12 protein-coding genes are annotated in these 20267 nt (G+C 41.0%); 2 read left to right on the forward strand and 10 right to left on the reverse strand.

Features of this window, described 5'->3' with window-relative positions:
• Positions 1-435 precede the first annotated feature (435 nt).
• The 3 genes from mobA to ACOQOE_RS13640 form a co-directional block, all read right to left on the reverse strand.
• Entirely contained in the window at positions 436-1029 is a 594-nt protein-coding gene (mobA, locus tag ACOQOE_RS13630) for a molybdenum cofactor guanylyltransferase MobA (RefSeq protein WP_420554255.1), read from the reverse strand.
• A 55-nt stretch (positions 1030-1084) separates the two neighbouring features.
• Positions 1085-1456: a response regulator gene (locus ACOQOE_RS13635; RefSeq protein WP_420554256.1), complete on the reverse strand. Its 372-nt coding sequence runs from the start codon at positions 1454-1456 to the stop codon at positions 1085-1087.
• Positions 1457-1553: 97 nt separating this feature from the next.
• Complete coding sequence (locus ACOQOE_RS13640; RefSeq protein WP_420554257.1) at positions 1554-2186, reverse strand: class I SAM-dependent methyltransferase; 633 nt, start codon at positions 2184-2186, stop codon at positions 1554-1556.
• A gap of 130 nt (positions 2187-2316) precedes the next feature.
• Between ACOQOE_RS13640 and ubiM the strand changes: the two genes are divergently transcribed.
• Entirely contained in the window at positions 2317-3636 is a 1320-nt protein-coding gene (ubiM, locus tag ACOQOE_RS13645; RefSeq protein ID WP_420554258.1) for a 5-demethoxyubiquinol-8 5-hydroxylase UbiM, read from the forward strand.
• A 136-nt stretch (positions 3637-3772) separates the two neighbouring features.
• Here ubiM and ACOQOE_RS13650 read toward each other — a convergent pair whose 3' ends face one another.
• A complete protein-coding gene (locus ACOQOE_RS13650) occupies positions 3773-4492 on the reverse strand; it encodes a DUF6515 family protein (protein ID WP_420554259.1) in 720 nt (239 codons plus the stop codon).
• A 270-nt stretch (positions 4493-4762) separates the two neighbouring features.
• The gene (locus tag ACOQOE_RS13655; protein WP_420554260.1) at positions 4763-7687 is read right to left on the reverse strand and encodes an HD domain-containing phosphohydrolase; all 2925 of its coding nucleotides are present in this window, start codon (positions 7685-7687) and stop codon (positions 4763-4765) included.
• 171 nt (positions 7688-7858) lie between these two features.
• Here ACOQOE_RS13655 and ACOQOE_RS13660 point away from each other — a divergent pair, with 171 nt between their 5' ends.
• Positions 7859-8677, forward strand: a complete 819-nt coding sequence (locus tag ACOQOE_RS13660) for a substrate-binding periplasmic protein (protein WP_067866282.1) — start codon at positions 7859-7861, stop codon at positions 8675-8677.
• Positions 8678-8857: 180 nt separating this feature from the next.
• Here the strand turns inward: ACOQOE_RS13660 and ACOQOE_RS13665 are convergent, their stop codons facing one another.
• The 5 genes from ACOQOE_RS13665 to ACOQOE_RS13685 all read right to left on the reverse strand — a co-directional run bounded on the left by ACOQOE_RS13665 (position 8858) and on the right by ACOQOE_RS13685 (position 20043).
• Positions 8858-9619: a GTP-binding protein gene (locus tag ACOQOE_RS13665; protein ID WP_420554261.1), complete on the reverse strand. Its 762-nt coding sequence runs from the start codon at positions 9617-9619 to the stop codon at positions 8858-8860.
• Between the two features lie 40 nt (positions 9620-9659).
• On the reverse strand, positions 9660-9854 hold the full coding sequence (locus ACOQOE_RS13670) for a GTP-binding protein (RefSeq protein ID WP_067866289.1): 195 nt from the start codon (positions 9852-9854) through the stop codon (positions 9660-9662).
• 616 nt (positions 9855-10470) lie between these two features.
• Positions 10471-16665 (reverse strand): DEAD/DEAH box helicase, encoded by a 6195-nt coding sequence (locus tag ACOQOE_RS13675; protein WP_420554262.1) that lies wholly within the window; start codon positions 16663-16665, stop codon positions 10471-10473.
• Entirely contained in the window at positions 16655-19795 is a 3141-nt protein-coding gene (locus ACOQOE_RS13680; RefSeq protein ID WP_420554263.1) for an STY4851/ECs_5259 family protein, read from the reverse strand. Before ACOQOE_RS13680 ends, ACOQOE_RS13675 begins: the two co-directional genes overlap by 11 nt.
• On the reverse strand, positions 19723-20043 hold the full coding sequence (locus ACOQOE_RS13685) for a hypothetical protein (RefSeq protein WP_420554264.1): 321 nt from the start codon (positions 20041-20043) through the stop codon (positions 19723-19725). The genes ACOQOE_RS13680 and ACOQOE_RS13685 overlap by 73 nt, the downstream gene beginning before the upstream one ends.
• Positions 20044-20267 lie beyond the last annotated feature (224 nt).

A 20267-nucleotide genomic window follows, 5' to 3' on the forward strand; every position in this document is an offset into this window, starting at 1 on the left:
AATTTCAGACTGAAATGTGTATTCACATGCGAGTCCTTTAATTGAAGCACGTCAAATATCTAAACTTTGACCGCATAAATAGATTTTAATATTAAAAAGCGCGTCAGGCTTCGAATTGGCGCGACGTAAAGATCAAAGATTAGATGAACTAGATTCATAACGGAGGCGTTGCGATACCTCCTGATCTGTAGTAGCTCAGACTTGATCAGACAGAATTCCATTAGCCGCCAGAGAGATCAGATCAACCTGCTCATCAGTCATTTCACATTGCCCTTCACGATACTTAGAAGCGCATCGACAGGAAGGTCAGATGAAATCATGGGCGATAACCTTTAAAGGAGGGATAACTCTAAGCCCATATATCTAGCGACGTAACCGCTCCTTTCTGTATTCGGCTAAGAAAAACCTCTGAGCCAATCACTACCGATCAAAAAACTAGGCTAGGTCTTGTGATGTATTAATATTTTTTAATGCAGAGGACTTTGCATCCACTTCCACAAAATACATAGGAAACTGCTTATACCATTTATAAACAGCTCGCTCACCGCTGGAAAGCCAATGGGTTAATTCAGTGCCAAATCTCATAGGTATAACCGCATGAAGAAACTGCGGTTGATCGCCCGTTTTTAACACCACAATCTTATCCCGATGCTCTTTGGTAGCCAGTAATAAACGTTCAATAACGTTTTTATCCAATAGAGGTGTATCACAAGGTAACACCATTAAATGGGTATAAGCATCCAGTTGACGCATTGCCGCATGAATGCCTGCTAGAGGCCCTTGATAACCATGAATCTGATCTTTTACCAAGGTACAGCCATAAGACTCATACTGATCAAAATTACGGTTACAACTAATAACCACGGTTTCTAACAAAGGCTTTAAACAATCCAATGTCCAGCAAACCATAGGCTTCCCATCGTAGAGCACTAAGCCTTTATCTTGATCTCCCATTCGACTCCCCTGCCCTCCAGCCAAAACGACCGCGGCAATCTTTAACGGGGAATGCTGTGTCAAAGTATGGGACATAAACAACCTAAATAGTAGATACGTTAAAAATCTACATACCGATAAAATGAAAGGATTACTCCGACACCGCAATATTATCTAAAGCAGTCACCAATTTTTCAAAATCAATCGGTTTCCAGAGAATCTCTTTAACATTCCCAGCATCAAGAATATTCTTAATCTCACGCCTTTCTGCTTGCCCAGTGATCACGATACAGGGTTGCTCTGGAAATTTCTGACTGATGTAATTAACCACCTGATCACCAGTCAAAAGTGGCATTTTCACATCGGTGATAAAAGCATAACAATCACCTTTTTCCAATTCGGCCAAAGCCGCTTTAATCGAACTAAAACAGTGCGGCTCATAGTCCAAATTTTCTAATTTAATACGACGCTCTAAGCTTTTGAGCATCATCTTCTCATCATCAAGAATGATAATTTTACGCATCTCTACACCGCTCAGTTTTCAACAACCCCTTATATATAGGAGCTATACACTTTTATAACGCTTTAATTATAAACTACAAATTAAAAAACAGATCGACTCAATTTCTCTTTGCACTCACTATAGCCAACCAAGATTGCTGTTGGCGCGGCATTCCTTCTGGGCGGTAATAATGATATAGCACCTCAAACCCAGCGTCATTCCAGAAACGTTGACTCACATCAAACTCCATATAATGGCCATATCGCTGACCATTCCAACCCTCATCATTCCCTCGAGGATTAGAACTAAACAAAATACCACCCTCTCTAAGCGCTCGATGGCAGGCACTTAAAACACTCGGTAATAACTGACTAGGTACATGAAACAGGGAAGCATTTGCGTAAATACCATCAAAACATTGCTCGCCTAAATCCAACTCAGCAAAACTTTGATTCAAAACATCGCAACCACTATGCTCCTGCGCCATCTTACAAAAAGTCTGACTACCATCTAAACCAACTGCTCGATGACCAAGCCTTTTAAAATAATGAAGATCGCGACCGGGTCCACAGCCTAAGTCCAAAAGGTCTAATCCTTCACGCTGCGGAAGCGCTTTTAAAAACGCCTCAATATTTTGACTAACATCATGATCACGTGTTCCCTGCCAAAACGCTTCTGCATTCGTTTCATAATGACCTAAAGTAATACGTTCAATCTCTTCAACTGCATCATCGGTGTGTTTCTTTGTCATACCTACCTTCCAATTTATATCTTTTACTAAATATTCGAACCGAGATTGAGGCCGCTTTATTTGATTTACATCCAAGCTTAAAACTAAATGACGGAGTAAAGTAGCTTTTTTCAACTAAGAGGTGGTTGTTATGAGTGAAATCTACGATGTCTTAATAATTGGTGCCGGCCCTGCAGGGCTGAGTTTTGCTCGTTCCTTAGCAGACCTGCCGCTTAATATCGCTATCGTAGAACGATCATCAGAAACAACGCTGGCAGAACCTCCCGAAGATGGCCGAGAAATAGCACTCACCCATCAATCCGTGGAGATCATGAAAGCTTGTGGCGCATGGCAAAGACTACCCGCGGAGTCGATCTCACCTATCAAAGCAGCCAAAGTGTTTGATGGTGAATCAAGCTACAGCTTAAATTTTGATAACTATATTCAAGATTTAGAAGCCTTAGGCTACCTAGTCCCCAACCACCAGATCCGTAAAGCTTACTACGCAGAACTCATATCTCACCCTCAGATAGACGTTTTAACTGAAACCCTTGTGGAAACAGTGACAACAGATGAATACAACGGCACAGCAATTCTCAGCAATGGCAAGGAACTAAAAGCTAAGCTAATTATTGCTGCGGATACGCGTTTTTCTGAGATGCGCCGTAAAATGGGGTTATCTGCAACCATGAAGGACTTTTCAAGAAGCGCAATCGTCTGCCGAATGGAACATAAAAAGTCACACCAGCAAACTGCATTTGAATGCTTTCATTATGGTCGCACAACCGCAATTCTACCGATGAACGGTAACCGCTCATCCATTGTAGTTACTGTTAATAGCCGTGAAGCACAGCACTATACTGAAATGAAAGAAACTGACTTTAACCAGACGATAGAACACCAGCTAAATGGCTTACTTGGTGGGATGCAACTGACCGGTATACGTCATATCTATCCATTAGTTGCTGTACACGCTAATCAATTTGTAGGATGTCGCTTCGCCTTAATCGGTGATGCCGCTGTAGGTATGCACCCCGTCACAGCTCACGGTTTTAATCTTGGACTTAAAGGACAAGCAACCTTAACTAAATTAATAGCACAAGCTGTGGCCGATGGAGAAGAGATTGCTAGTGAAACACTGTTAGCCAACTACGAATCAGAGATGATGCGCACTACTCGTATCCTCTACCACGGCACAAACTTAGTGGTAGGCCTATTCACAAACGACACTTTGGCAGCAAAAATAGCACGTAAAGCGACCCTTCGTTTGGCAAATAATATTACCCCGATAAAGCAGCTTATTACCCAATCTCTGACTGAAAAAGAATTAGATCAAGCAAACCCACTACAGGTATTAAAAAATTACCTACCGCCCCAACCAGCTTCCCTACCTATAAATAAGGTAAAACAGAACTTAGAAAAGAAGATATTGAACAAATTTAATCCGGCGGCGTTCTTTAGTTCTAACTAAATTATCCCTTATAGGGGCAAATGAGTGTTGAAGATCATTCTGCCGAAATTGCAGCAGAGCGGTAATTTAAAACCAAAATTCATCAACAAGCGTTTGGCACGCCTACCTTAGACGTGCCCTTTTTCCAAAACCTTACCTAATTCAGCCTCACAGCTAGGTAATGAATCCCCTGACCTGATAGCTGAGGCAAAAAGTAAATATCTCTATATTGAAAATACTGCTGTCCATTGATGGTGACCGACGCTGCGCCTTGGGGCAAAGCGCTATAACTGTTACCCAACTGAAAGTTGCTACTCCGGGTAGTACTACGGATAATCGTGCCACTCGGTGCTTCAACTACACGGTAATAGCCATTATCAAACACATAGTAAATGCCTTGAGCAGCATAATAGGAGCGCCCCTTTACTATGACCTTTTCATGTCCATTGGGTAGATAACGAATTTTTAAACCCAACGGTGGACGAACAACCGTATAGCCTTGATGACCATAGCGATAATAGAACCCGTCATTAAAGACAAATGACACACCTCCAAAATTAATGGATATTCCCTTCGCTGGTGCTTTATGAACAACCGCACCGGTTTTATAAACCTTCCGCTGCGGAACGCTATGCTGGCGATATACAGTTGTCTTGTGCGATACAACTTTAACCGGATCACTCTTATGATGACCCGGGCTCTTTTTCGTTTCCTTGCCCTTAGATTGTTTATTCTGATTCTTTTTATTTTGACCTTCTATAGATTTAGTCTCTTTATAGTGTGCATCTTTATACTGTGAGTCTTTTCCTTGAGCGGCACCCGTCGTTGGCAGCACAATCAAACTCATAACAAGGGGTAATAGGATAGTTAATTTCATCGCGTTACCTATCTAAACCAATTAAGTTAATAACCATACTACGCGGAAAAATTAACAAAAAACTCGACTTAGCATAGCTTTACACTACCTTTGCACTTCTTGACGGCCCTTAAAGTTTAACGATGAACTGGTGCACCTTCATAGACACATTGATTTCTTTCTAACCAAATAAGCCAGATAAAAAAGGCACAAATAATACGCGTACTAAGCTATACCAAGATAAAAATGGCATTCAGGGAATAGGCATAAAAACGTTAAGCTAGGATCTCTTTAGGGAAGGTAATCCGAAATCTGAACCTCATCAATCTGATCAGGGCTCATGTATTCTTGCGCATAAACCAGATAGGCCTTTGACTCTAAAAATAAGCGAAAGATATCAGGATCAATATGTTGGTTATCTACCATAAAAGACAGAATTTTAATGGATTCAGAGAGCATTTTTCCTTTTTTATAGGGTCGATCAATCGCAGTCAGCGCTTCAAATATATCAGCAACAGCCATCATTCGAGCGACAGGAGACATCTCTTCTCTCATTAAACGTTTAGGGTACCCTGTACCGTCCATCTTCTCATGATGCCCACCAGCAAGCTCGGGAACCATGCGTAAATGTTTAGGGAACGGGAGGTTATCAAGCATTTTTATGGTCTGAACAATATGTTCATTAATTTTATAACGGTCTTCTGGTGTTAGTGTTCCCCGTTGTATTGACAGATTATGTATCTCACCACGGTTATAGAGAAGTTCAGGAACATCCATTTTAAAGCCCCAAGGATTGCCTTCTGGAAGTTTTTCCGATTCTGGCCTCTCAAAAATATGCTCAAGCCTATCAGCGAGTAAAGGCTCTTTTACTGGTAGTTTAGGGGCAACAATCTTATTTTTCCTTTCTAGCTCCTCATGGGATATACCAATGCGATCATCCAGCGTTCGAGTCCAAGTTTTTTGAGCGATAGTATTCATACGATCTTGCTTGCTCTCGTCTAAATACTCCCCCCCTTGATTAAGCTTAGCGATAAAGGCGAAGTCATCATCAAGCTGGGAAAGCTCTTCATGCAATGCCATATCATCACAGGTAACACCGGCTGCACTAAGAGCACTGCGCAAGAAACGAATCTCTGCTTCGCGCTTCATCACCTCTACACGCATGCGAATCTCATGAATTCTATCGTAGAGGGTTTCGAGTTTTGTTGCCTTATCGACTATGAATTCCGGTGTTGTGATCTTGCCACAGTCATGCAACCAAGATGCAACATGAATCGCCTCCCAGTTATCACGAGACAAATTAAAATCTTTAAAGGGACCTTCATCTGCCTCATTCGCCGCTTTTGCGAGCAACTTAGTCAGCTCAGGTACCCTTGCACAATGCCCACCTGTATAAGGACTTTTCGCATCAATAGCGCCCGCTATAAGCTGAATAAAACTCTCAAATAGATCACGCTGGGCCGCAATAAGTCGTCTCGCTTCAACTGAAACAGCAGCCGACCCCGAAAGAGCCTCAGTAAAACGCACTAAAGCGGGGTCAATATTTGTTTCTTCAAAAAGCAGTATTACCCCAACAAGTTCGTTACTTCTATTAAATAGAGGGGCTGCCAATAGGTGTGACGGCGTAACATCCAAAACCGTTCCGAACGTTTCCAATCCCATACGCTCGAGCTCTTCACTCGAAGCTTTCGCATTCTCTGCATTTTTGTTTTCAGCAACACGAACAACTAAAGCCTCATCTAGCGAAAGCGGCACCGAAGGTATACTAATGTCAAGTGTTTGCTCACTGTCGATACGCGAGACAAATGGAACTAACGCAGTTTCTTCATTATCAGTTAGATAAAGAACACCAGCTTGGGTCTCGGTGGTGGCGATTATTTCGTCCAAAAGCTTCACAAGCAGTGTATTGAAGTCTTCTTCTGCCGCAATCGTTCGATTGATCTCTAAGAAGCGAGAAACAGTAACGCGCAACCGATCAATCGTATCGGCTAATTCCGAAGCCTCCCTAACCCTAGAACCCACACTGACCGGCTGAGTGAAATCGAAAGATGCAAGTTTTTGAACGTCCTTAGAGAGTTGGCTCAAAGGCTTAGTGATTTGGCGAATTATAAAAATGCCAAAAGGAATTGAAAGGCACAAAATAATCAAAATCACTATGCTTTGATCTCGAATAATTTGTCGTGTTGAGGCAAATAAATTATCCGCAGGTACAGCCAACAAGAGACGTGCTTCGGCCCCCATTCCAAAATCTAGAGGCCGGCTAGATACTACCCACTCCCTTCCCTCTGATTCGATAACACCATGTTTATATGATCCAGACAGGCCCATTTCTACAGCAGCTTTACTTAAAATCGGTGATTCAAGGCCAGATATATTCTGACGCACAATTTTACCGGAATCCGCACGCCTAGCTATTTGAGTAAGGTCAGGGTGAGCAATCAATGTACCATCACTTTCTGTGATAGCAATTTCAGAATCTGATGATAACTGAAGGCTTTTAACTTCCGCCGCCAACTGACCAATAGTCGCATCAAATCCAACAACAGCAGAAGCGTTCACGGAACGCTGCGATATAGTCACGCCAATTTTATCCGTCGTAAAAAATGCATAGGGCGCACTCGTAACTGAACCAGACTTTCCCTCACTAGCCTGAAACCATGAACGATCACGAGGGTCATAAGTATAATCCGACTTTACCTTCACCGCTTGTAAACGAAGGTTTTCATCATATAACCGATACTCCCCAACTCGATTACCGTTCACATCGATAGTTATGCTTTGCACAAGAAATGATGTCGTTTTATCTAACTGAAATAACGACCTAAGCTCATCATTATCTATTTTTTTAGCAAGAAAAAACTCACCATTCACATAACCTACATAGATATTACGAATGGTCGGATTGTTTTTAAGCGCTTCGGCTAGTACCGGCAATCTAGAAAGCCGTGTACTTAAATCTGAAGCAACTGTAATCTGATCATAAATCAGTATGCTCAGTTGAGATTGCACAGGCTCGACTAGCCGACGAGCACGTTCTTGGATCATCATACCGAGTGTATCAAACTGCTCCTCCAAAGCGGCCCTTAATCCATTGTTCGCACCAGTATAGCCAAGCACTAAAACCGTACTACCGAGCGTCAATGCAAGCGCAAAACTCGCTGCAATAAGCAACGTTTGAACAGATATGAGATTTTTTTTGGGTCTAGCGTGTGGCATAAGAAAACAACTCCATTGCATACAAAACATTCCATTTATGCCACTTAGAAACCGGCGAGACTACACTCTCTTTTAGCTCAATATACACAAAATAATCAATAGCGTTTGACTATTTTTTCGAATAATCTGGCTTAAAATCATCTAGAAATTTTTAGACTTAGAGGTCTCATTTTGCAGCCAATCGTTTTAGCCCTAGCATTATTTATCACACTAACATTAGATGCTTCAGCTGACAGCATTGACCCATACGGCTGTAAGGACAAAGAAATTTCTGTTGGTATTACTAAGTCTGGTGTCATGTATCATGACGGGCATGGCATAGACCCTGATTTACTTGCACTCTTAAGTGACATAACCCATTGCCAATTCCATTTAATCCCTATTGCCAGGAATGACGCATTCAATTTGGTAGAGCAAGGTAAAATAGACTTTGTTCCCAGCGTAACTCGCGAGCCGCACCGCGAAGCATTTGCATGGTTTATTCCTTATTACCAAGTTAAATTTTTACTATTGGCAAATACAAATAAATTACCGCTTATCTCTGATTTAGAGCAGTTAAAGAAAAAACAAAACATCAGCATTGCTCGCTCAGAAGGCAGTGGATACGGCACTTATTATAACTACCACTTATCTGAAATGAACTCACTCGGGATGCTTAAACTTTATCCTGATTATGGCGCAACCGTCGCCGCACTATTAGACGGAGAAGTCGATGCAGCACTTAGCCTACCCCTTATTTACCGTTTATTCTTTGCAGAAGGCGAAGAACCGATTCCCCTAAGTTTTACAGACCTATCTCCCGCCAATCCAATAACCGTTTCACTTATGCTCGGAAAACACCGCTTTTCAAGCTCACACGCTGCTAACTGGCTACGCGTAATTGAAACCTTACGTTTAGATGGCCGCTTACAAACAATAATGGAACATTACGTATCCGAAGATGAAGCTAATGCGATGATGCTAGGCACCTCCGCCCATCACTCCAATTGAAATCGGCCAGTCGCCCAAATATACAGATTGCTGAATAGACTTAAAAAAGCTGCCCACAAAAAGCCAATAACAGTTTTATTTCAGATAGTGGCTATCAATCAGCCAATCAGCTGATCAAATTTACCCTAGGGAGTACTTCCTGTTCTGTTATTACAGGGAATAGATCTCTCTACGCATCTATTAAACAAGCCAACATTTTACGTTCAACCTTTCCCAATCTAGCTCAAACGGGCTAATAATTTCGACTCGAGAATCGCGGCGGTAAGCGACCTTATCAAAATCAGATCCGTCCTGAACCCTATTGAACAAAACCCAATCACTACTAATTCGGATTACGCCCTTAATTCGATTAATGCCCCGAATACCATTAAGCACCTCTTCCAACTTCCAATAGTCGAAGCAATCACTCCGATGAAAAATCCAACCACAACTGTAAAAACCACTCCCATTACCTATTTTTTTGATAGGAGTTCTTGGTTCTGGCCATACGTCTGGATCGGAATGATTATGGTGATGATGAGGGGCATGCCCATGGGAACCGGGCAATTGATTACAAAACTTACCCTCTCGCACTACATCAAGCAGCTTAAGATCAATCAGTCCCCGAGTCGTTCTACCAACATGTTGTTTTGGAGGGAACATATTGTTGAGACTTGTTTCAGCTATTTCTATAAACTCTTCAGCAGCAAGATCACATTTATTGATGAGAACAATATCCGACATGCTCAGCTGATCCTGAAAAGTTTTATTACTTATTACCTCTTCTTGATCAAGTAAACGCGGATCCAGCAAACACACTGTCGCCCGTACATCCAGGATATCTTTAAAAGAACGATTCATAAGGGTATCCATAATACCTTCCGGATGCCCTAGACCTGTAGGTTCAATAATTAGACGGTCAGGGCTGGCATGCTCAATGAGCACTGAGAGCGTTTTTGACAATGAAGCTCCCATAGAACAACACATACATCCACCAGCAACCTCATTTTACATAAACGCCATCATTGTCAGGCAACATTTCCTGATCTATCCCGACCTGACCAAATTCATTAACTAAAATAGCCCAGGATTCACTTTCAGGTTTACTAGCTAACATTGCATTTATGGCTGTGGTTTTCCCGACACCCAAAAATCCAGTGATAATATTTGTAGGGATCTTTCGTTTCTGATCATTCATTAATTTTCTTCGCTATATTGTGAAGCAGGATACATCATCGAGGCTAAGTAACTTGAAACGCTTCAACGTGACACAAGATTCATAGATAACTGGTAGGTATGGCCGTTCTCAAAGGTAACGCCCATATTACAGGGCTATAACTTAAAAACTCATAGCGGAAGCGCAGCAAAGTTCTTAGCATCCGTTCTAGGAGTTTATTTTAATTTCTCTAGAGAGATAATAGCCTTTCCATAAAAACATCTTTTACACACAGGTAATAATAAAACCCCAGATAAAGCAGGTCTTTAATCCTTGCTGATGAAAAATGGACACCCCATGATTTACGCAGAACGGTGTCTAAAGCACCTAGAAGAAAATCAGGTGAAACGGACTTACCAACGGTATAGCTACCACAATGAAATGAAAGAAGCTTGGAAGTTACTGGAGGAACAGATTGAGCTATCAATACTTCAAGCTGCAAGCAAAGTAATAACAGCTGATTTTAGAATGAACAGATAGAAAGCAAGACAGACAAAACAACTACCCCGGCAAAGGCTGAGGTAGTTGTTTTGTCTGTAAATTGAAATAAAGTGCAAATTAGTTGAAATTATCCCTTTTAACTAATTCAATTAAAACATTACTTATCACATACTATAAAAACTGTAGTACCAATATTCGGCTGAGCAATACGAATAGAAGGCGTCATTTCAATAACTGATTTAGTTTGCCTAGTGACCCCTGCAGTGAAATCAAAGGATCTCGTTCCATTTGCTCGCCAACAACCAACACCTTCATCTAAGTAGATTTTAACGCTCTCCCCAGATTCAAAAACAAGCTCTAATTCCCTATTATGTGCAACATCCCGCCTATGCTTTGATTCTAGTCGAACAACTGTTCCTGTAATATGTTCTAACGCACTCCGAACCACTTGATCTCTTGACGCTTGAGAACTCCAGTTATCCGAAATCGAATAAGGAACGTTATCTCTCCCCCTCATATCTGCGGTCGCTATCTCTATTCGGGTTTGATTAGAAATACTTTCGTTCAAAGAATAAATTATTTGAAATATTAAGGAAGCATGCAGAGGCGTCACCAAATAACGGTCACGATAATATATATCTCTTAACAACCCCTTATTACAAATATCGCCACCCATTTTGCCATTTATTAATTGCCAAAATTTATCACCAAAATCTTGGGTGCTACCATCGCATTCTGTTTTGATAACCAAAGGTATTGCGCCAATAGCATCAGGAGTCTTTGCAATCGAAAGCTTAGACAATTCAAAGACGGTAGTAGGTAAATCGAATAACTTAGTACCCGCCACAAGAATATCTTCACTCTCTCCCCAATTAAGACCTGGGGTTAAGTTTGGTTTTTTAGTCAGCCAAAAATAGGGATTATCGCCTTCAGTAGAGGCCAATAAACTAGCGTCAGCTGTAACTAAATTCGGTAAATCCGTTTCAGCCAGCTCAATGCAACCATTTCCTAATGTACACATTGCAGATAACAGCCTTAATTGCTCATCTAGGAGGCTTTTGTATGTGCCTTTAGGCGCAACAATTTTTATAGTCTTGATGTCACCATTATTTTGGATGTTCTCTAATAATGGCCAATTGCTGATATCCCAATCGTCTACTTCAGATGACACAAACAGACTAATACTGGTAATTTCACCTCTAAAATTCTGCTCACGAACTGACTGAGCAATATTTGAATAAACAGCGCTAATGTCTTTAGATAAAGCAGAGTATTCATCTGATAATACCAAGCTTTTTTTCCAAGGTATTAAGAAATCGATTGCTTTTTGGCGCTTTAAAAATTCAACTTGATGCTGACTATCCCACTCAAGCAAACATGTATTACAAGCGTTATCGCATTTATCATCACAATCAAGCATATCCAAAGCTCTAGAAAGAACATTTTCTAAAAGATCCGGTAATTGCGAAACGTAACCCGCTCCTGATGAAGCTGAATCATAAAGATAAATAGCATAAATTTTTTCATTCTTGTCAGGCTCAGCAACCTCTTGCACTGCTACACAGACTTCATTTGCTTCAATACCAAGTTTGGTTACTAAGCCATGACGTAAGGCATAGGCTATTGACCATGCGGTCTCCTCATCTTCTAGAGCAGCCCCAACAGTTATATCATTTAACCTTAGCTCTAATACCGAAGTAACATCCTCACCCGCCAACCATAAATCACGCTTAATTGCCCAATCATGATCATTGCCTGGGCAATGAGTTTCAGCATTTGATTCCTTTCCTCCTCTTAACCTAAAGTGAGGGGGATCGATCATTTTAGCAGGGATAACTTCCGGCTCCATTTGCGGTTCAGTCCTCCCACAATGTAAACAAAGTGAATAACCATGACCATGAGGACCTTTGTTATAACTTAATACGGTTCCGTAATCAGAATACCGATAAATGCCCAAATCCTTATTCACAAAGTGATGGCGTTCGGCTTGAGCAATATTTACTCGCGGTGGACTAAAGGGCAAATACTCGGGTGTATTCACATCATTATGCGGCTCATAGTTTAACGACACTGCAAAACCATTGGGCTCAACTATCTGATTTTTTTTCAATTTACCCTTAGAGCAAACAGAGCATATTTCAGGAAATAAATGAGACGTGCCACCAGCACCACAAGATTCACAAAACCACGACCATTTTAAAGGTAAATTTTCGGGCGGCGCTTCTGCATTCGCCGGAATTTTCCAATTTAAGGTTAAGCCAGAAGATTGATAAACGGCACCATCCATAACAATGTCACTGCCTGGTGCAAACTCTCTGATCGCTACTGAGCGCTGACGAGTGGGATCTCCTCGCCGCACCGACTTAACATCAATACGACTGGTGTCATCATTATTTTTAGCTTGTTTAAAATCCCTCATTGTTGATGTCAAAAAAATAACAATACCGGAAGGGAAACCATGTCCTGGCAAATATCCTGCTACTGTAAGGTCTTTAAGTAAGTATTCATTTCTCGCTCGATACAGCTGACGATCAATTGCTTTAACAGCTGCTGAATCTTCACGCCCTTTTTCTGCAAGAACAAATGCTTCTCTCTGCTCTAACATAATACTGACATCATTTTGCCAAGTTGATGAGATAGAAAGCATCGTATCCAGTGTGGTACTGATGGATTCATCTAAAGAAATACCCGATAGAATTGTGCCGCGAATTAAAGTACTCACCGCATTTGCTACTAGAGAGCTCGGCTCGGATGAAATTGACTGACACCAAGTTTCAAATATCTGTACTCGGGTTAGCTCTGATACCTTTTCTTCAAATAACCACGCGCAATTCAATTTAGGGATATCTTCGCCAGAAGCCTTCAGCCATTCCGATAATAACAAAGCATTGACATGTCGCTGAACAATTGGACGACTATCAAACGGAACCTTAGGCACGCTCATAGCGTTTTGATCAAACGGCCACATTGGATTATTAAAGACTTCCAATCCATGTGAGTTTTGCTTACATAAAGTTACTGCTAATGCGGCGGATTCTTTACGTCGACCAGCACGCCCTGCTCGCTGTAAATAATTGGCTTGACTAGGTGGCACATTATTCATGACCACAGCCGACATACCACCAATATCAACTCCCATCTCCATGGTAGTCGAGCAACTCAAAACATTAACTTGGCCTTCTTTAAACGCTTTCTCTAGATCATCCAATCTAGATGAAGATTGCTGTGCAGAATGCTCACCTACTGCAAACCAACTGTCTTTTGCTGCCGCTCTATCCGAACGGTTTGGCCATAACCACTGTTTGCGCAGTTCCTTCACATCTTCATTAGTTTCTAACCAATCATTAACTGAAGGAATATCATCCAACTCTTTGTGCCAATAGCGTGCAGGAATGGTTGGCAAAGTAATTGGCTCTGCTTTTTCAATTACTTTACCCGCTTTAACAACACTATAAGGCGACATTCCAGCCAAAGTAACAGGTACAACCTTACGAGTATAAGGGCACTTCCAAGCATCTTTAATGGTAGAGAAAAGAGCATAGCGGGCTAAATCAAACTGAAAACCATCTGGATATTGATTCATCATGGGTCTTAATGCTTGCCATGCTTCCCTCATAAGCTGGTCCATAATACGACAATGTTCTTCTTGCTCAGTGGATAAGTGCAAGTACTCCATTGCTATATCAATAACACGATTACGACGACGATTACCTCGTAAACATTTAGGCCACCCCTTAACTCTTTTCCCACCTGTTAAAGGTTTATCATCAGGAGCTAGAACATACTTAAAACTGATCTTTGCACCCATCCAACGCTGAAATTGTTTCGGTATATCGATAATCGTATTTTCACGTAAAAAATGATCAACAATTAATCGTAAGAAATTCTTCCACTCACCTAAAGTGCCCTTGTAAGATTTCCACTCAACAGGGGCTGATTGAATCTGCTGAATCGGCAAGTAATCCATTTTAACCAAACCAAGCAGTTCACTTTGTGCTCCTTTTTTTGGTCTGCGCGCAAACTCACGAAACAAACAATAATCAGCAAACTCAGGTTGAGTTAAAGCGCTACCTGAAACCGAGTTAAAGGCCTTTCGCATTGAGTCACTGATGCTATTATCTTTTGTTAATGTAATCGAAAATTCAGGCCACGGTATTTCCTTCAATTCGACAGAGCAACTGCCTAAGGTCGATGCTTTTTCTTGCAGCACTTTAAGCTTTTCGAAAACAATAGGGCCAATAATAGGGTTATCTTCAACCTCAGAATAACTAACCTCTAATTCAGCAAGTTCATTTAGCTCAGCCTCACTCATCGATTGCACAGCCCCATTAAGTGGTGCCACGGCGTGATAAGCAATACTACGGATATAATTACGATCAGTATCCTGCTGTAGACGAGCAGAGATTCTAGCTGTTCCCTGACGAGAATCCGTAAAGGTCAATAAGCGACGCCCCTGAAAAGGTCCTGCTTGAGCATTACCCTTAGCAGGCGGGCACGATTCTAAGACTGTCGGCAAAATATCTCCCAAAAAGAAAGGAGCACCTAAACGCTTAGGCATAAAGAGCTTACGTAGTGAATTTTCACCTTCAGAGCAATGACTACACTCTAATACGTATTCCTTCCCGCTTGATAATTTGGGAGCCAATAATCGTATTCGATAATCACCCTCTTCAGGTTCTACTAGGGCCCAACTATTCTTACAAAGAGCATCGTTACCGTACTCGCTAATCAATGGAGCTATCAATCTTTTATAAGTAACGTCATGGCTACGACTATTATCATCATCCTGTTCAACATCTAACTGAAACTCATCAGCCAATACACTATTCCGAAGCGGCATTAATACTTGAGAGTCAGTATCTCGACTTTCTTCAGCTTGCAGGTATTCACTGCCACAACTAGCACAGCTGGTCATTTCAAATACGGAGCTATCGCAACAATCACAAAAGTCTTGCTGATGAAAAAATATTTTCCCGAAACCCCAATCCCCGTCATTAAGCGCTTTATTTTTGCCTGTACAGTTTTTATTAGCACAAGCCCACAAACCACCAAAAGTTTTCTCAAAAATATGCCCCCTTAACGGTAAAAAGGCATTATCGTTCTTATCTTTATACTCGGTTAAAACATCTAAAAACGTCAGTAATTCACTACGAGTAATATCCGGCCAAATCTCCTTAACTCTTCGGTGAATCGAAGTTAAGCTTTTAGGTGTATGGCTTACATGGTCTCTTATTGCACGTGCACCACGATTTTGTATAAGCACTTCATAAGATATTTCACTAACAGGCGCTTGATAAATGTACTCAGCACCTGAAGGCCCTTCAGGTAAAGAAGGCACCTGTCGCCTTCCTTTAACAACCACCACCTGCTCATCATTAACTCCCGCTATTTTAGCTAAGAAGCTACGTAACTTTGTTTTAGACGATTCATCATCACTCCCTATCGTTGCTGACGTAGCAACAAAACGAACATCACTTTTATTTACACCAAATGCAATCATCACACGGCGTAACATCAAAGCTAGCTCTGCCGCTTGAGAGCCAACATAAGTATGCGCTTCGTCCAGAACTATCCAACGTAATGTACCCTGTGATTTATTTAATATAGGCTGATCGTCTTTACGTACCAGCATATATTCCAGCATTGTAGAGTTCGTAACCAAAATTGGCGGTGGACATTCACGCAGTTCTTTTCTAGATTTAACCTCTTGAGGCTCTTCTCTTGCTAAACGGCTTGGTACTGTATGTTTAGTCTCACCGTTGTATAAACAAAAACGAACATCATTACCAAATGAGCCTGTCCAAGCAGCTAAACGATCACGCTGACTTTTGATCAATGCATTTAACGGATACAAGAATAAAGCCCTTACGCCCTCTAGCTGCCCCCCTGTTTGATCACGTTCATTTGCCAAATCATTCAAAATTGGAAATAAGAAACACTCTGTTTTACCCGACCCGGTACCACTAGAAACCAGAACAGACTTTTTCTTTTCCCCCATCAGGGCATTCCAAGCTGTTACCTGATGTTCATAAGGAACGAATTTTTTCGGTTTCAATTGATATTCGTCTTTATATTTTTTATCTGTTTTTGCCATCCCATCAATTAGGGCTGGATTAAACACCGTGCCTTTCATTGCCTCTAGTGACTTAACACCTTCTTTATAACCAAATGTAGCCTCGAAAACAGGATCAGCTAATAGCGAACCGTCAGAACCCGCGGGCTGACTTAACACATGACTAAGGTAATCATTTAATACTGCATTTCTGAAACCAAACTGACTTACTAATGCACGCTGAGAACGTCGATTTAACTGCTCAACTAATGGAGCAAATTTAATAGAATTATTTCCCATGATGAACACTCATATAAAAGACAATGACGGCAAGCTGCATCATTTGATCAAAAAATTGTGGATTAAATTCGCGGGTTGCACAGATGAATGCACGAAAATCTCTAGGTAAATATTCATCAAAAGCAATACTATAAGCTTGGGCAATAATCGCATCTAGAAAGGCCATTCTAAAGCCCATACCATGTGGATCTAACCAAGCAATTTCATTAGTGAAAAATACATTCCAATCTTCACGATTCAAGCCATTAGGCCAATCCGCCTCACCGACACTCTGAAATAGTTGTTGCTTTAGAATCCCGTCTAAATTGTTACGGAATAAGTCACAACTATTCATCCCTTTAACTTGATTATAGATTCCCTCTACAGGTGCATCGCTACAGTGAGTTAATACGATCTCAAGCGTGACTTTTGATAAGAAATTAAAGTGCCTGATTTGTTCTAAATTGGTTAATGCATTACCTATTATGATGTTAGCCAAATCCGAACCTTGATTTAATGCCATAATCTTAAAATCATCGAAGGCTCTAATATAAGAAGCAATAGGAATCTGCCACCACCTAAATGGAATATAATCCTCCCATGTCATCAGCATCGCTATATCTGCTTTATTCATACGGTACACCAGTCCTGCGATGACAACTGGATTATCAATTATGGCTTCATACAAATCTAAAGAGTCTGGATGCACTTCTGAGAACCGTCGAATCGCCTTTAAAACTTCTGACCACCCTTCATGATCCGCATTTAGCGATACAACATTTAAATATTCCTTCAGCGCTTGTTGCCTCTGCCACCGAGAAGGCAACCGGAATATATTACTTAGTTCAGAATATTCTTCTGCTTCAACAACTTCTTCTGAAGAAAACACAATACAAGGACGCACAGAACGTATTGTCGAGCCTTGCATTACAGCCATACAAGGACTGATATCACCAGAAATTGTTGAAAACTGATAAGCATATCCCCCCTCATCATTAATCACTGCGGTCTGTACTTCAGGTACTTGACCACCAGCTAATGAAATTAGCTGGATATCAAAACTATCGGATATCAATTGGCCTAAGTTATCTTTATGAACGATTTGACCTAACTCTCGATGAAATTCTAATTCACTAGAAAACTGACCAACGTCAATACGTGATAAAGTGCTACCATTCGAGACTATTTCTAATAACACGCTAGCATCAAGGTCTGCACTATAGCTAAACAAGTTACGAATCGAGGTTAAAACATTTACCAACGGTAATTCATAATAACCATTCTCTTGCTGATGGATTGGGGATGTAAACGAGAGACTGCACCGAACAACACCACCCTTAATATCACTAGCCCTCAGCGTGCCCTGCAATTCATAGTTTTGTAAATCACCACTACAAACTGCAACTGCAGATAGTCGAATAAGGTCATCCATACACTGACGCTTATTACTTCTATCATTGCCTTCAAGGTCAACAAAATTAGCACCCTGGCCGGGGAAAGGAACATAGATTGTCGCTCTATTTAAATCAGGCCAAATGACTTCAAGAGGTAATTTACCTGCGAAAGAGTTCTCAGCTATACAAGTCACTAATAATGCCCCTGGAACGTTATCTAGCTCTATAGACACGCCTAATTTATTATTAATATGAACTTGAACACCCTGAAGGCCTGTAAGTTCAATTTCTCCTGTTAAGCGACTACTTCCTTGTTGCAACTTAACCGAAAAAGTTTCTGGTAAAACAATCATTTTTCCAGACTGAACACACTCATTATCGATCACTATACGGTATTTAATAGAACCTTTAGGGAGTTCGTCCTCAGCAGTTTTCCAGTTAGCAACTTTCCCTATAGCTGACCAATAAAATTGTTGTTTGGTAATAGTAGTATGAGGTCCACCCTGCCATAACATCACTTTTGGAAAACCGGCATAACACGGAAGGTTAGGTGTCTCATATGAATACTGACGCTGTCCAACAACTGTACATAGTTGAGTTTCTGCAGATTGAGTTCTAGGAGAAATAGTACAATTAAAATCACCCGTCAAACTTAGATGTAAGCGTTCTATTACTTTCACCCACCTACCATCAAAGCCATCAATACTCCAAGATAACTGCTCATAATTACCGGTATTGATTTGGACTTCACTAGGCAAGAAAGTATAAACAAACTCAAGAGCACTACGAATAGAACCAGAGCCGATCACAGTTAAACGGCCATTATTCATTTGGCAAGTTAAAGGTAAATTGAAATCTAAAGCGCTACCACCACGTAAAGTTAGCTCACCCAACTTACCGCCATCGTAAGCCATAACAAAACAGCTCACCTCAACATCAGGGTCCAAGGTTAATGACAATGAATCCACACCATAGGGATAAATATAATAATCATCTTTCTCTCGTGTCATTGATGCTACTGGCACAAGGCTATGGGCAAATTGTATTGATAGTTCAAGCCGACGCGGCAACTTGTCTATCGCTATATTAACCTGTTGCGCTATTAATTCTTTTGAAAGAGAAGATGGAAGCTCTACCTTCCCTCCATGCTTCCAACAATCACTATTCTGAGAAGTCGGTTTAAAAAAACGATTCAGTAGTACAAATTCTGATTTGGAATGTTGCTTTTTCTTAGCCGTTCTTAACAACCCATTGACTAAAGACTGCGCGCCTGCAGACTCCAAGAGAATTGGTAATTTTTGTTTCCATTCAGGATAGTGCTTTTCTAATTCGTCAAACGCCTCTACCTCGGAGCTGCACTTATTTTGCAACGCCGTAATCTTATGAGCGTATTCATAGATCACCTCTATGGTATCAGCAGCAAGCTGGTAAACAGGATCGTTTCTGAAAGTTAATGGCAAGCGCTCACCATGAGCGGCTGCAATTCGAAATGCATCTGCGCCACCATCTATTAACTTGGTATAATCGTTAAGTACAGCTTTGAGATAACGGTTTAAATGGGTGTTCTCTTGATCCACAAGGCGCATAGGAAAGCCACCTTCAGCAACAACTGTCATTAGATAAGCAGCACGGCCCGAATCTCGACGAAAAACATTACGCTGCCAATAGCGCAGACCATCTTTCGCTAACCTCTGACGCTCTGACGCTCTGACGCTGAAAGCGTAGGCCAGTCTAGTGACTTGAAAACTTCCTCCCATTTCCAAGTGCCACCCTCATATCGTCGACGAAACCATTCCGCTGCATACAACACAAAGAGACGCTCAGTACCAGTATTAAAGCTAACGCAACCAACCTTGGAAGCAATTGAATTACTTAGAAGGGCACTTAAAAAATCAAATTCAGTCTCTTTTAATTGATAAGCATATAAAGCTCGACCATCGGGACCATCTAAATTTCGGTTATGATTTTTAAAAAAGCCTTTTAACCACATAGTTATACTGTTCACATTAACTCCTTGTAACCTTTTATATAACAACAACCAAAACCCAAAAATCGCATTCTGATGATTACGTCAATCCCAAACCCTATATTAAATTGCAATAACACTATCGATTCAGCTAACGCGAATTCATTGAGAGTATTAATATAATGTTCTAATATCAGGTATATAGGTACTTCACTTTAAGACTAATTTATATAGTCTCATGTCCAATCAACTTAAAACGTCTC

Origin of the sequence: Neptuniibacter marinus (assembly GCF_965223595.1) — a bacterium.
In the GTDB taxonomy this organism is placed as follows: Bacteria; Pseudomonadota; Gammaproteobacteria; order Pseudomonadales; family Balneatricaceae; genus Neptuniibacter; species Neptuniibacter marinus.